Origin of the sequence: Pseudomonas sp. JUb52, from assembly GCF_004341115.1 — a bacterium.
GTDB classification, from domain to species: Bacteria; Pseudomonadota; Gammaproteobacteria; order Pseudomonadales; family Pseudomonadaceae; genus Chryseomonas; species Chryseomonas oryzihabitans.
This window is the reverse complement of the sequence record NZ_SLYS01000001.1, coordinates 485,985-499,942: the sequence shown is the minus strand read 5'-3', so window position 1 is coordinate 499,942 and position 13,958 is coordinate 485,985. Positions and strand designations below refer to the sequence as shown.

Here is a 13,958-nt window from a genome sequence, read left to right as displayed (position 1 = left end):
TAGCCTGAGTATCAGCCGGTTAACGCGAACGCCATTCCGCCAGCCGCGCCCGCAGGCGTGCCGCGCATTGACTGTGAAGTTGGCAGACGCGTGACTCGCTCACGCCCAACACCTCGCCGATTTCCTTGAGGTTGAGTTCCTCGTCGTAATACAGCGAGAGCACCAGACGTTCACGCTCCGGAAGATTGGCGATGGCGTCGGCCAGGGCCTTGCGGAAGCGCTCGTCCTCCAGACCGCGACCGGGTTCGAGTTCATGCGAACCGCTCTCCTCGAGCCCATGCTCACCACCCTCCATGAGGTCGTCGAAACTGAACAGGCGACTCCCCATGGTGTCGCCAAGGATGCCGTAGTACTCATCCAGACTCAATTTAAGTTCGGCCGCGACTTCGGAATCTTTAGCGTCGCGACCGGTGCGCGCTTCCACCGCGCGAATGGCGTCGGTGACCATGCGCGTGTTGCGGTGCACCGAGCGCGGCGCCCAGTCGCCCTTGCGGACCTCGTCGAACATGGCGCCACGGATGCGGATGCCGGCGTAGGTCTCGAAGCTGGCGCCCTTGCCGGCGTCATATTTGCGCGAGGCCTCCAGCAGGCCGATCATGCCGGCCTGCATCAGGTCCTCGACCTGCACGCTGGCCGGCAAGCGCGCCAGGAGGTGGTAGGCGATGCGTTTCACCAACGGCGCATAGCGGTTGATGAGTTGCTCCTGCTGGGTACGTTCCGAGGTTTTGCTGTACATGCGAAGCCCGCTGGATGCTGTCATGCGTGGGTACCGATGGCTGGTTGCACAAGGCGCTCGACAAAGAACTCGAGATGGCCGCGCGGATTGGCGGGCAACGGCCAGCCATCGACTTTCTGGGCCACCGCACGAAAGGCCAGCGAGGCCTTGGCACGCGGAAAGGCTTCAAACACGGGGCGCTGTTTCTGCACGGCTTTGCGCACCGCCTCGTCGAACGGAATGGCGCCCACGTATTGCAGGGCGACATCCAGGAATCTGTCGGTCACCTTGGTCAGCTTAGCAAAGAGATTGCGACCTTCCTGGGGCGTCAGCGCCATGTTCGCCAGCACCCGGAAACGGGTGACGCCATGGTCGCGATTGAGCAGCTTGATCAGGGCGTAGGCATCGGTGATGGAGGTGGGTTCGTCGCACACCACCACCAGGACTTCCTGGGCGGCGCGAACGAAGCTGACCACCTGGTCGCCAATGCCGGCAGCGGTATCGACGATGAGCACGTCGAGGTTATCGCTGATGTCGCTGAAGGCCTGGATCAGACCGGCGTGCTGGGCCGGCGTCAGATTGACCATCGCCTGGGTACCCGAGGCCGCCGGGACGATGCGGATGCCGCCCGGGCCGTGCAGCAGCACGTCGCGCAGCTCGCACTCGCCGGCGATGACATCGGCCAGGGTGCGCTTGGGCGACAGGCCGAGCAGAACGTCGATGTTGGCAAGGCCCAGGTCGGCGTCGAGCAGCATGACGCGCCGCCCGATATCGGCCAGGGCCAAGGCCAGGTTGACCGACACGTTGGTCTTGCCGACACCGCCTTTACCGCCCGTGACCGCTATGACTTGGACGGGATGCATGCTACCCATTGCCTGATACCTTTGATTGAAATCCGTCACACTTTAGACCAAGTGCATTTGGCGTGCCCAGGCATGCGATGCACCACGACCGTTCGTCTGCGCTAACCGGCGCGGCGGGCATTGCTCTGATACAGGCCGGCAAGCATGCCCGCCATGGTTTCTTCGCTCGGCTCCTCGGGTGCCTGCAGGCTCACCGCGCGGCTCACCAGCTGGTGGCTACGGGCCGGATGCAGATCGTCCGGGATGCGCGGGCCGTCGGCGATGTAGGCCACCGGCAGGCGCTGGCTGATGGCCAGGCCCAGGGCTTCGCCGAGACTGGCGGCTTCGTCCAGCTTGGTCAGCACGCAGCCGCTCAGGCCGCAGCGGCGATAGCTGTGGTAGGCCGCCTTGAGCACCTGGCTCTGGCTGGTGACACCCAGTACCAGATAATTGCGGATCTTCAGCTGGCGGTTGGCCAAGGCTTCGAGCTGCACCTTGAGCGCCGGATCATTGGCGGGCATGCCGGCGGTGTCGATCAGCACCAGGCGCTTGCGCGCCAGGGGTGCCAGTGCCTGGGCCAGGGACTGGCCCGGATCCACCAGGGTGACCGGCACGTCGAGGATGCGGCCGAGGGTCTTGATCTGCTCCTGGGCACCGATGCGGAAGCTGTCCATGCTGACCAGCGCCAGACTCTGGGGACCGTACTTGAGCACGTAGCTGGCAGCGAGCTTGGCCAGGGTGGTGGTCTTGCCCATGCCGGCCGGACCGACGAAGGCGACGACACCGCCCTCCTCCAGGATCTTGGCATCGGTGGTCTTGGCCAGCTGGGCGAAATTGGCCAGCAGCATGCGCCAGGCATGGCGCGGGTCCTGGATCTTGGCAACGCTGTCGAGCAGGTGGCGGGCCAGATCGGCCGGCAGGCCCATGCGCTGCAGACGACGCCAGAGGCCGGCCTGCTGCGGACGGGTGGACTGCACCTGGGTCCACGCCATGGAGCCGAGCTGGACTTCCAGCAGTTCACGCAGGCCGCTGAGTTCGCTGCGCATGGCTTCCAGGGCGCGACGGTCTTCCGGCGCGGCGCTGGCGGCAGGGGCCGCGGCGGCCGACTGGGGCGCACGCGGCGGGGCGATCACCGGCTCGCGACGGCTGTCGGCGGCGCTGATGGCGCCGAGCAGCTGCTTGTCCTTGGGTGCGGCCGAGGGCACGCCCGGCGCGCGGATGCTGAGGTCGGCATGAGCCTGGGCGATCTTCGCATGGGTCTTGCGCAACTCCGCCTGCAGCTCCGCGTTGGGCGCGGCCGGTGCCGGAGCCTGGTAGTCCAGCGCCGCGGTCAGCTCGACCCCGCCGGCGACCCGGCGGTTGCTGAGGATGGCGGCATCCGGGCCCAGCTCGTCGCGTACCAGCTTCATGGCTTGACGCATATCGGCGGCGAAGAAACGTTTGACTTGCATGATCTAGACCTCAGCCATTCTGGCCAACGGTAGCGACGATGGTGACCTGCTTGTTGTCCGGAATTTCCTGGTAGGCCAGTACACTCATGTTCGGTGCCGCCATCCGCGCGAAGCGGGACATCATCCCGCGGATCGCACCGGCCACCAGCAACACCACTGGCTTACCCATCATTTCCTGACGCTGCGCTGCCTCGATGAGGGAACGCTGCAGTTTTTCAGCCATGCCAGGCTCGAGGAACATGCCGTCCTCGGCGCCTTGACCGGCCTTCTGCATACTACTTAGCAACATCTGTTCCAACCTTGGCTCAAGGGTGATGACAGGCAGCTCAGGCTCCATTCCAACGATGTTCTGGACGATTGCGCGGGACAGCGCGACCCGTACGGCACCGGCGATGGCGGCGGGATCTTGACTCCGCGGACCGACGTTGGCGATGGCTTCGGCGATGGTACGGATGTCGCGGACCGGGACCTGCTCCTGCAGCAGTTGCTGGAGGATCTTGAGCAGGGTCGACAGGGAGACGATGCCGGGCACCAGCTCCTCGGCCAGCTTGGGCGAACTCTTGGCCAGCACCTGCAGCAATTGCTGGACTTCCTCGTGGCCGATCAGCTCGTGGGCATGCTTGAACAGGACCTGGTTGAGGTGGGTGGCGACCACGGTGCTGGCGTCGACCACGGTGTAGCCGAGGGACTGGGCCTGGTCGCGCTGGGTGACGTCGATCCAGACGGCCTCCAGACCGAATGCCGGATCCTTGGCGGCGACGCCGTTGAGGGAGCCATAGACCTGACCGGGGTTGATGGCCAGTTCGCGATCGGGATAGATCTCGGCCTCGGCCACGCTCACACCCATCAGAGTCAGACGATAGGCGTTGGGCAGCAGGTCCAGGTTGTCGCGGATGTGTACCGACGGCATGAGGAAACCGAGGTCCTGGGACAGCTTCTTGCGCACCCCCTTGATCCGCGCCAGCAGTTGGCCACCCTGATTGCGATCGACCATGGGGATCAGCCGGTAGCCGACTTCCAGACCGACCATGTCCACCGGGGTGACGTCGTCCCAACCCAGCTCTTTGGCCTCGGCCGGACGCTGCACGGGGGCCAGATCCTGCTGCTTCTTGGCTTCGACCTCGGCGGTCTGCTTGGCCTGGCGCTGACGCTTGTAGATCAGCCAGGCACCGGCGGCGGCGCCGCCACCCAGACCAAGGAATGGCAGGTGCGGCATGCCCGGCACCAGGCCCATGGCGATGATGATGAAGGCCGAGACCGCCAGCGCCTTGGGCGAGGCGAACATCTGACGATTGACCTGCTGGCCCATGTCTTCGGCGGAAGACACTCGGGTGACCATGATGGCCGCGGCGACCGACAGCAGCAGCGAGGGAACCTGGGCGACCAGGCCGTCACCGATGGTCAGCAGGGCGTAGATGCGCGCGGCGTCGCCGAACGACAGGCTGTGCTGGGCCATGCCGATGGCCATGCCGCCGATGAGGTTGATGAAGAGGATCAGCAGGCCGGCAACGGCGTCACCGCGGACGAATTTGCTGGCACCGTCCATGGAGCCGTAGAAGTCGGCTTCCTGGCCCACTTCGGTCCGGCGCTTCTTGGCTTCGGCCTGGTCGATGATGCCGGCGTTCAGGTCGGCGTCGATGGCCATCTGCTTGCCGGGCATCGCGTCCAGGGTGAAGCGCGCCGACACCTCGGAGATGCGGCCGGCGCCCTTGGTCACCACCACGAAGTTGATGATCATGAGGATGGCGAACACCACCGCACCGACTACGTAGTTGCCGCCGACCACCACTTCGCCGAAGGCCTGGATGACCTTGCCCGCGGCGTCGTGACCGTCCTGGCCGTGCAGCAGCACGACGCGGCTCGAGGCCACGTTCAGCGCTAGGCGCAGCAGGGTCGACACCAGCAGGATGGTCGGGAAAACCGCGAAATCCAGCGGCCGCAGGGCGTAGACGCTGACTAGCAGGACCACGATCGACAAGGCGATGTTGAAGGTGAACAGCACGTCCAGCAGGAACGGCGGCATCGGCAGGGTCATCATGGCGAGCATCGCCAGGACGGCCAGCGGCACGCCCAGATTGCCGCGAGCCAGACCGCGCATGTTGCCCATCATCATGGATTTGTCGACTTTCACACCCATTCCTCGCTTGCCGGTGCCGTCGTCACGGAAAGTTGACGCAGCGCACTGTTCGCAGGGGCTTGAGCAAGCTCCGGGCCAACTGCTCAAGACCTTGAATCAGCGAGGTTTTCCCAGGGGCGGTACAGGACTGGTTATGGATCGCCGGAGCCGTCGGCTGAACCGTGGGTGGAGGCCGCGAGTCTGTCTAGGGACCCGCGCTAGCGCGCCTATCCGAGGAACATCATCATGAAAATCTGGACCGCGACGCTGTTGGCCACCTGCCTGGTCGGAACCGCCCAGGCAGCCGAATCCCTGACGATCCCGCTGAACAAGGTCACGACGGACGGCGTGGGCGAAAGCGTCGGCAGCGTGCAGGTGACCCGCTCCAAGTACGGTCTGGTCTTCACGCCCGAGCTCAAGGGCCTGGAGCCCGGCATCCATGGCTTCCACGTCCACACCAAGCCCAACTGCGGCGCGGCCGAGGTGAATGGCACCCTGACCGCCGGGGGCGCGGCGGGCGGCCATCTGGATCCGCGCAACACCGGCAAGCACAGCGCGCCCTGGTCGGACGACGGCCACCTGGGCGAATTGCCGGCGCTCTATGTCACCGCCGACGGCCAGGCCACCCAGCCGGTGCTGGCGCCCCGCCTGAAGCGCCTGGAAGAGCTCAAGGGCCATGCGCTGATGGTGCATGCGGGTGGCGACAACTACTCCGACCAGCCCAAGCCGCTGGGCGGTGGCGGCGCACGTGTCGCCTGCGGCGTCATCAAGTAGGCGCCTTCCCCTCCTCATCCCGCCGCAGATCCGGCGGGATGGGCAGATCGGACAGCTTGGGCTTGCGCCCACGTCCGGCCCGAAATTGCCTGAGCTGATAGACATAGGCCAGGACCTGGGCCACGGCCACATAGAGCCCGGCCGGAATTTCCTGATCCACCTCGGTGGAGAAATACACCGCCCGCGCCAGCCCTGGCGACTCCAGCAGCGAGACCTGGTGCTCCTGGGCGATCTCGCGGATCTTCAGCGCGGTGAAATCGCTGCCCTTGGCCACCAGCACCGGCGCCCCGCCCTTGGCAGCGTCGTACTTGAGTGCCACGGCGAAGTGGGTCGGGTTGGTGATGACCACATCGGCATTGGGCACCTCGGCCATCATCCTTCGCTGCGCCATCTGCCGCTGCATCTGGCGGATCTTGCCCTTGACCTCGGGCTTGCCTTCGGCGTCCTTGTATTCGTCCTTGATCTCCTGCTTGGTCATCATCAGCTTCTTGCGGTTGCTGAAGATCTGGAAGGGCACGTCCACCGCGGCGATGATCAAGAGTCCCAGGGCCAGCAGCAGGGTGGCATGACCCACCACCTGCATGCTGTGCAGCAGTGCCTGCTCGGTCGGTAGCTTGGCGATCTGCAGCAGCGCCGTACGCTCGCTCATCAGCACCAGCACCGACACGCCGAGGATGATGAAGAACTTGCCCAGGGCCTTGAGCAATTCCACCAGGGAGTTCTTGGAAAACATCCGGGCGATGCCGGACATGGGATTCATCCGGCTCGGCTTGGGCGCCAGCATCTTGCCGGAGAACAGGAAGCCGCCCAGGGCGATATGGCCAATGATGGCGGCGATCACCACCAGGGCGATCATCGGCAGCATCCCGATCATCGCCGCCTTGCCCGAGGCCAGCAGGAAGGTGCCCATGAAGCGTTCGTCCATGACCTCTTCGCGCCGCAGGGAGAAGTTGCTGCGCATCACCTCCAGCAACTTGCCGCCCAGGAAGGCGCCGTACATCAGCAGGCCGCCGACCCCCGAGAGCATGACCGCCACCGTGCCGAGTTCGCGTGATCGCGGGAGCTGTCCCTCCTCCCGGGAGTCACGCTTGCGTTTCTCTGTGGGGTCTTCTGTGCGGTCTTCGCCATCGGATTCAGCCATGCGATAGCCCTCCTAGGTTCTGTACGAAAAGTCGCCGAGCGAAGGTCAGGCGAGGCCTAGGCGGCCCCGCGAAAAAAGCTGAGGAAGCGGAGTTCACGAACGGTAAATGAGCATTCCGAAGCCTTTTTCAACGAAGCATCACCGAGCGCAGGCATTTTCGTACAGAACCTAGCGGGCTCGGGCGAGTTCGCGCAGCCACTGCAGCGCCTCGCTGGCGAGACTTTCATAATGGGAGAGGATGTCGGCGGTGCCGAGCCAGACGATGACCATGCCCAGCACCACGATCAGCGGCATGCCGACGGAAAAGATGTTCAGCTGCGGCGCGGCGCGGGTCATGATGCCAAAGGCGATGTTGACCACCAGCAGCGCGGTGATGGCTGGCAGTACCAGCAGGATGCCGGCGCCCATGACCCAGCCCAGCCGTCCGGCGACCTGCCGGAAGTGTTCGACGCTCAGGGTATCGCCCACCGGCAGGGTGACGAAGCTTTCCGCAAGGATCTCGAACACCACCAGGTGACCGTTCATGGCCAGGAACAACAGCGTCACCAGCATGGTGAAGAACTGGCCCATGACCGGGGCCGAGGCGCCGTTGACCGGGTCGATCATGGACGCGAAGCTCAGGCCCGCCTGGGTCGAGATGATCTGCCCCGCCACCACGAAGACATGGAAGAACAGCTGCAGGCTGAAACCCATCACCGCGCCGATGAGGATCTGTTCGACGATCAGCGGCAGCGCCTGGGCGCTGATGGCATCCACCTGCGGCATCGGCGGCAGGGTTGGCACCAGCACCAGGCTCAAGGCCAGGGCCAGGTACATCCGCACCCGCACCGGGACGAGGGTGGTGCCGATGATCGGCATGGTCATGAGCAGCGCGGCGATGCGGAACAGCGGAAACAGGAAGCTGCCGACCCAGCCGCCGATCTGGGCGTCGCTGAGGGCGAGCATGGGTTAGCCGATCAGCCGCGGGATGTTGGCGACCGAGGTCTGGATGAATTCCATCAACTGCCGGACCATCCAGGGGCCCAGCACGATCAGCGTCAACAGGGTGACGATCAGCCGCGGCAGGAAGCTCAGGGTCTGTTCGTTTATCTGGGTCGCCGCCTGGAAGACCGCTACGATCAGGCCGACGATCAGACTCGGCACCACCAGCACCGCCACCAGCAGCGCGGTAAGCCAGAGACCCTGGCGGAACAGATCGACGGCGACTTCAGGGGTCATTTCGCTTCTCCACGCGAAGGGGGCACCGCTAGACGGTGCCGAAGCTGCTGGCCAGGGTACCCATGATCAATGCCCAGCCATCCACCAGCACGAACAGCATCAGCTTGAACGGCAGGGAGATGATCATCGGCGACAGCATCATCATGCCCATGGCCATCAGCACGCTGGCGATCACCAGGTCGATGACCAGGAAGGGAATGAAGATCATGAAGCCGATCTGGAAGGCGGTCTTGAGCTCGGAGGTGACGAAGGCCGGCACCAGGATCGACAACGGCGCCTGGTCGGCGCTGGGGATGTCGGTGCGCTTGGACAGCCGCATGAACAGGTCCAGGTCCGATTGCCGGGTCTGCCCCAGCATGAAGTCCTTCATCGGCACCTGCGCCCGGGCGATGGCGTCCTGGGCATTGAGTTGCTCGTTCAGGTAGGGCTGCACGGCAGTGGTGTTGATGCGATCGAACACCGGCGCCATGATGAACAGCGAAAGAAACAGCGCCATGCCCACCAGCACCTGGTTGGACGGCGTGGTCTGCAGGCCCAGCGCCTGGCGCAGGATGGCGAAGACGATGACGATGCGGGTAAAGCTGGTCATCAGCATGACGAACGCCGGAATGAAGCTCAGCGCCGTCATGATCAGCAGGATCTGCAGGCTGACCGAATACTCCTGCTGACCCTGGCCATTGGTGCTCAGGGTGATGGCCGGGATCGACAGGGGATTGGCCTGCCCGGCCTGCTGCGCCAGCGCCAGGGGCGCGAACAGCAGCACGGCCAGGCCCAGCAGCCAGCCCAGGGTACGCCCGAGGTTGGCCGGGAGACGCGAAGAGATCATGGTTTCGCCTTGGGATCGCGGCTGATGAGTTCCAGCAGGCGCTGGGCGAATTCCGGCGCCGGCGCCTCGGTCTCGCCCGGTCGCACCGGCTCGCGCAGGCTGTGCAGCGGCGTGATCCGTCCGCCGGCGACGCCGATCAGCAACTGCTCCTGGCCGACCTGAACCAGCACCAGCCGCTCGCGCGGACCCAGGTGCTGGGTGGAGATGACCTTGATCACCTGCTGGCCCCGCGGACCCTGTTGCTGCACCCGGCGCACCAGCCAGGCCAGACCGAGGATCAGCGCGATCACCAGCAACAGGCCGAGCAGCAACTGGCCGACCTGCGCCCCCACATCCAACCCCGGCGAGGTGGCTTCGGCGGCACGCGCGGTCAGGGGCAGCAGACCCAGCGGCAGGAGCAGACTCTTCATGGATCACCGCAGTTTCTTGATACGTTCCGTGGGGCTGATGACGTCGGTCAGGCGGATCCCGAACTTCTCGTTCACCACCACCACTTCACCATGGGCGATCAGCGTACCATTCACCAGCACGTCCAGCGGCTCGCCAGCCAGACGGTCGAGCTCGATGACCGAGCCCTGATTGAGTTGCAACAGGTTGCGAATGGAGATGTCGGTGTGGCCGACCTCCATCGAGATGGTCACCGGGATGTCCAGGATCACATCCAGGTTGGGCCCTTCCATGCCGCTCACTGCCAACCCCCCATTGCTCTGACCAAATTCTTCCACTGGCGCCTTGGGCGGCTTGGGGGCTTCGACCTGGGTACCCTGGGCCATCAGGGCGTCGATGTCGTCCTGACTGGCGTCACCGGCTTCGGCCAGGGCCGCGGCCCACTCGTCCGCCAGGGCTTGTTCTTCGGGGTTGTCTGCCATCGTCTGGGTCTCGTGCTACGCCGGGCCCGAGCCCGGACGGAAAAAACGGTTGTCGCTCAGCGGCCGCGGCTGACCGGTTCGAGAATCTGCAGGGCGAGGTTGCCCTTGCGCGCGCCCATCTTGACCTTGAAGGTGGGCATGCCATTGGCGCGCATGAGCATCTCTTCGGGCATTTCCACCGGAATCACGTCGCCGGGCTGCATGTTGAGGATATCGCGGAGTTTGAGTTGGCGCCGGACAACCGTCGCCTCCAGGGGCACGCGCACATCGAGCAGGTCCTCGCGCAGCGCCTTGACCCAGCGCTCGTCCTGGTCGTCCACGTCCGACTGGAAACCGGCATCTAGCATCTCGCGGATCGGCTCGATCATCGAATAGGGCATGGTCACGTGCAATTCGCCGCCACCGCCATCCAGTTCGATGTTGAAGGTGCTCACCACCACCACTTCGCTGGGGCTGACGATGTTGGCCAGGGCCGGGTTGACCTCGGAGTTCATGTACTCGAACTGGCAGTCGAGCATGGCGCCCCAGGCCTCCTTGAGATCGATGAAGCACTGGTCGAGCACCATGCGCACCACGCGCAACTCGGTGGGGGTGAATTCGCGGCCTTCGATCTTGGCGTGACGACCGTCGCCGCCAAAGAAGTTGTCCACCAGCTTGAACACCAGGCGGGCGTCGAGGATGAACAGCGCGGTACCGCGCAGGGGTTTCATCTTGACCATGTTGAGGCTGGTGGGTACGTACAGCGAGTGGATGTACTCGCCGAACTTGGTGACCTGTACCCCACCCACGGAGACGTCCGCGGAGCGGCGCAGCAGGTTGAACATGCTGACCCGGGTATAGCGGGCGAAGCGTTCGTTGATCATTTCCAGGGTCGGCATGCGTCCGCGAACGATGCGATCCTGGCTGGTGAGGTCATAGCCCTTGATGGTGCCCGGCTCGGCATCGGTCTCGGTCTCGACGATGCCATCGTCGACCCCGTGCAGCAGGGCATCGATTTCATCCTGAGAGAGCAGATCTTGCACGGCCATGGCGTTACCTATTGCAGGACGAGATTGGTGAACAATACCTGTTCGATGGCAGTCTGGCCGGTCAGTTTCTTCGCCAGCTCCTGAACCTTGCTGGTGGCCTGCTGGCGCAGCATCTCCTTGCCCACCGGCGTCAGCAGGCTATTGAAGTCCTGCCCGGAAAACAGCATCACCAGTTGGTTGCGGACCTGCGGCAGTTGCGCCTTGAGCGCATCCATCTGCGCCTGGTCGCGCCCCATCAGGGTCACCGTGACCTGCATGTAGCGCTGGCGACCGTCGGCGTTGTAGTTGACCACGAAGGCCGGCACCAGCGGCTGGTAGACCGCGGCGAGATGTACCGGTGCCGCCGGAGCGGCCGGCGCGGCGTGCTCGGGCTCGGCGCTCTTCTTGCCGAGCAGGAACCAGGTCGCCCCCACCGAGGCGCCGATGACCAGCAGCAGGGCCACGACGATGATGATGATGAGTTTGAGCTTGCCCTTGCCCTTGCCTTCCGCGGCTGCGCCCTCTGCCGCGGGCGCCTGCTTCTTCGCCATAAGTGCTCGACCGAATCCTGTGCTGCCCGTCACCCCTGTTGGGTGACGCAGCTAACCTATTGATACGAAGGGGATATAGCAGGTGCGGCCGAGGCTGTCACCTGGGAGCCGTTGGCCCGTCACGCGTAGTAGTCGACCAGACTGCGCGCGGCGAGGGTCGCCGAGCCACGGGTTTCGGCGACGTTCGCCACCGCTTCGTCCTCGCCCCCGCCCGCGCCACGGCCACCGCGACGCGAATTATCGCTCTGGCTACCCTGCTGCGACTGTTGCCAGGCCTGACCGGACGACTGATCGGAAACATTGACGTTGGCCAGGTTCATGCCCTGCTGGGCGAAGAGTTCGCGCAAGCGCTGGCTGCCATTGTCCAGCGCCTCGCGCACGTCGGCGTGGGGACTGGCGAAGGTGACCTGGGTCTGGTCCTGGGTCATGTCGATGCGCACCTCCAGCTTGCCCAGTTGCGCCGGCTCCATCTGGATGTCGGCGGTCTTGAGATTCTGGCTGGACATCCACATGACCTTGTCGACCACCGCCTCGCTGAAGTTGCCGGCCTGGGGATTGAGCGGCTGGCCCGGCACGGTAGCGGTGACCGGCCGAGCGGTCTGCGCCGGACTGCTGAGCGCCTGCGACAGGGCGGTGAGCTTGTCGGCGAAGGCATCGGTCTTGCTCGGTGCCGCTGCGTCCTGACCGTCGGCCTTGTCCAGGGTCGCGGCCAGCGCCGCACTGGCTGCCTGATCCGCTGCCTGAGCGGGCGTGCCATCCGCCGGCAACAGCCCTTGCAGCTGGGTGGCCGCCAGGTTGTTGGCATTGGTAGTCGCCTTGGCGGCGTCACCCTGGGCCTGGGGCACCTGGCCCAGCAGCTGAGCCAGACCATCGTCGGTCGCCTGCTGCTCGCCGGCTTTAGCCGGGGTGGCCGTGGCGCCCGCGCCGACACCCGTGGTGGTCGCCTGGGCTACGGTTGCCACGGCAGCGCCCAGCAGCGCTGCCGGATCCAGGGCCTGGGCAGTGGCCGTGGCTGCGGCGTCCGCGGCCGTCCCGGTCGGCAGCTGGGGCGTTGCCACAGGCGTGGCTACCGGCTGCGGGAACTGGCCGGTCATGCCGAACATGAACAGCGGATCCAGGACCGCATCCACCGGCGCCTTGGCGTCTTCGCCTTGGGCCACCGGCAAGGTCTTGCCGCTGCCGTCGGCAGTGGTTGCCGACGGCGCGTCGCTCTTGGCGATGCTGTCGGCCTCGGGCTTGGCGTCCGCCGTGCGGTCGTCATCGCCAGCGCGTTTCACGCGGTCATCCCCATCACGGGCACGCCCGGATTCGCTCTTGCGCGCCTGGCTGGGAGCCTTGCTGTCGCTGGTATCACGCGGCTTTTCGCTGCGCACCGGCTCACGCGGCTGCTCCTGGGCGAAGACATCGGCGAAGCGCTCCTGCGCGGCCGGGCGATCCTGGGAAGGGGTCTTGGCCGCCGTCCGGCCGATGCTGGCTGGCGAGGCGGCGGTATTCAGAAGGAAATCGGGCACGACGGCCATGGAGGACTCCGAAGGACGGGTTTTCGGATCACTAGCAAGTTGCGCGCCAGCCACAAACGCCAGCGCTTTGACGAGGTCAGCCCGCGTAGCGTTGCCGCTCGACCTTGAACAGGATGCGGACGATGGCGAATTCGCGTTCCATGGCGGAAACGCCCATGGCCAGCTCGGCGGTGGTCGCCCGGCGCCGCGCGCCCTCCTCCACGGCCCGACACAGCTCCGCCAGCGGCGCGGCACCCATGTTGCCGGCACTGCCCTTGAAGCTGTGCGCCAGCTGGCGGACCTGTTCGGCATCGCCACCGATCACGCTGCGCTTGAGTTCGGCGATGCGCTCTTCGCAATCCAGCAGAAAGGTTTCGATGAGGTCGACGTACTCCTCCTCCATGCAGTCGCGCAGGGCGGCGAGCGTTTCCGGATCGAGATGGGAGGAAAACATCGGCGTTCTCACTAGCTAAGACGAGGGACGAGGGGCGGGGCCCGGCCTAGATATAGGTCGAGCGCGCCCGCTGGGCGTATTCGTCCATCTGTTTCTGTTCGCGCTTGTCCTCGACCAGACGCTGCTCCTGGCGATAACGCTCGACCAGCTTGCGCAGGCCTTCGAGGCGAGCATAGCGCTCCTGCCACTGGGTGCGTGCCTTGGCCACCACGTCGCGGTGCCACTGGGCGTTGCGCTCCTGCTGGCCGATCGCCTCTTCCAGCTGGCTGAGAAAGCGCTGATAGCCGATCAGCCACTGGCCGGTGACGCCACGGCTGCCATTGACCACCAGGCGCTGCTGGTAATCCTCGCGATAGCGCTGCAATTCGCCCAGCTTGAACTCGGCCTGGGCCAGTTGCTGCTGACATTGCCCCAGGCGTTGGGCCGCGTCACGCTCGTCGCGCTCGCTCATCTCCACCACGGGGCCCAGACGTTCGGCTCTGCCTTTCATGATCT

16 protein-coding genes are annotated in these 13,958 nt (G+C 65.3%); 1 reads left to right on the top strand and 15 read right to left on the bottom strand.

Going from position 1 to position 13,958, the window contains the following annotated elements; all coding sequences use genetic code 11:
- Positions 1-19 precede the first annotated feature (19 nt).
- The 4 genes from fliA to flhA all read right to left on the bottom strand — a co-directional run bounded on the left by fliA (position 20) and on the right by flhA (position 5,145).
- Positions 20-760, bottom strand: coding sequence for an RNA polymerase sigma factor FliA (gene fliA, locus EC839_RS02475; RefSeq protein WP_132832070.1), 741 nt, complete (start codon positions 758-760; stop codon positions 20-22).
- On the bottom strand, positions 757-1,587 hold the full coding sequence (gene fleN, locus EC839_RS02470) for a flagellar synthesis regulator FleN (protein WP_132832069.1): 831 nt from the start codon (positions 1,585-1,587) through the stop codon (positions 757-759). Before fleN ends, fliA begins: the two co-directional genes overlap by 4 nt.
- A 92-nt stretch (positions 1,588-1,679) precedes the next feature.
- Complete coding sequence (gene flhF / locus EC839_RS02465; RefSeq protein WP_132832068.1) at positions 1,680-3,008, bottom strand: flagellar biosynthesis protein FlhF; 1,329 nt, start codon at positions 3,006-3,008, stop codon at positions 1,680-1,682.
- 10 nt (positions 3,009-3,018) lie between these two features.
- Positions 3,019-5,145 carry a flagellar biosynthesis protein FlhA gene (flhA, locus tag EC839_RS02460; RefSeq protein ID WP_132832067.1) on the bottom strand — a complete coding sequence of 709 codons (2,127 nt, stop codon included), beginning with the start codon at positions 5,143-5,145 and terminating at the stop codon, positions 3,019-3,021.
- 225 nt (positions 5,146-5,370) lie between these two features.
- Here flhA and sodC point away from each other — a divergent pair, with 225 nt between their 5' ends.
- Positions 5,371-5,898: a superoxide dismutase family protein gene (gene sodC / locus EC839_RS02455; RefSeq protein WP_132832066.1), complete on the top strand. Its 528-nt coding sequence runs from the start codon at positions 5,371-5,373 to the stop codon at positions 5,896-5,898.
- Here the strand turns inward: sodC and flhB are convergent.
- The 11 genes from flhB to fliJ all read right to left on the bottom strand — a co-directional run bounded on the left by flhB (position 5,891) and on the right by fliJ (position 13,953).
- Complete coding sequence (flhB, locus tag EC839_RS02450; RefSeq protein WP_132832065.1) at positions 5,891-7,039, bottom strand: flagellar biosynthesis protein FlhB; 1,149 nt, start codon at positions 7,037-7,039, stop codon at positions 5,891-5,893. The two genes, sodC and flhB, sit on opposite strands and share 8 nt — an antisense overlap.
- Positions 7,040-7,207: 168 nt before the next feature.
- Positions 7,208-7,984: a flagellar biosynthetic protein FliR gene (gene fliR / locus EC839_RS02445; RefSeq protein ID WP_132832064.1), complete on the bottom strand. Its 777-nt coding sequence runs from the start codon at positions 7,982-7,984 to the stop codon at positions 7,208-7,210.
- Positions 7,985-7,987: 3 nt separating this feature from the next.
- Complete coding sequence (gene fliQ, locus EC839_RS02440) at positions 7,988-8,257, bottom strand: flagellar biosynthesis protein FliQ (RefSeq protein WP_027597972.1); 270 nt, start codon at positions 8,255-8,257, stop codon at positions 7,988-7,990.
- Between the two features lie 28 nt (positions 8,258-8,285).
- Positions 8,286-9,083: a flagellar type III secretion system pore protein FliP gene (gene fliP / locus EC839_RS02435; protein ID WP_132832063.1), complete on the bottom strand. Its 798-nt coding sequence runs from the start codon at positions 9,081-9,083 to the stop codon at positions 8,286-8,288.
- The gene (gene fliO / locus EC839_RS02430; RefSeq protein WP_027597974.1) at positions 9,080-9,493 is read right to left on the bottom strand and encodes a flagellar biosynthetic protein FliO; all 414 of its coding nucleotides are present in this window, start codon (positions 9,491-9,493) and stop codon (positions 9,080-9,082) included. The genes fliP and fliO overlap by 4 nt, the downstream gene beginning before the upstream one ends.
- Before the next feature lie 3 nt (positions 9,494-9,496).
- The gene (gene fliN, locus EC839_RS02425) at positions 9,497-9,952 is read right to left on the bottom strand and encodes a flagellar motor switch protein FliN (RefSeq protein ID WP_132832062.1); all 456 of its coding nucleotides are present in this window, start codon (positions 9,950-9,952) and stop codon (positions 9,497-9,499) included.
- 56 nt (positions 9,953-10,008) lie between these two features.
- Complete coding sequence (gene fliM, locus EC839_RS02420; RefSeq protein ID WP_007160377.1) at positions 10,009-10,980, bottom strand: flagellar motor switch protein FliM; 972 nt, start codon at positions 10,978-10,980, stop codon at positions 10,009-10,011.
- A gap of 8 nt (positions 10,981-10,988) precedes the next feature.
- Positions 10,989-11,510: a flagellar basal body-associated protein FliL gene (gene fliL / locus EC839_RS02415; RefSeq protein WP_132832061.1), complete on the bottom strand. Its 522-nt coding sequence runs from the start codon at positions 11,508-11,510 to the stop codon at positions 10,989-10,991.
- A gap of 119 nt (positions 11,511-11,629) precedes the next feature.
- Complete coding sequence (locus EC839_RS02410; protein WP_132832060.1) at positions 11,630-13,030, bottom strand: flagellar hook-length control protein FliK; 1,401 nt, start codon at positions 13,028-13,030, stop codon at positions 11,630-11,632.
- A gap of 76 nt (positions 13,031-13,106) precedes the next feature.
- Complete coding sequence (locus tag EC839_RS02405; RefSeq protein ID WP_132832059.1) at positions 13,107-13,463, bottom strand: Hpt domain-containing protein; 357 nt, start codon at positions 13,461-13,463, stop codon at positions 13,107-13,109.
- 46 nt (positions 13,464-13,509) lie between these two features.
- The gene (fliJ, locus tag EC839_RS02400) at positions 13,510-13,953 is read right to left on the bottom strand and encodes a flagellar export protein FliJ (RefSeq protein ID WP_017642073.1); all 444 of its coding nucleotides are present in this window, start codon (positions 13,951-13,953) and stop codon (positions 13,510-13,512) included.
- Positions 13,954-13,958 lie beyond the last annotated feature (5 nt).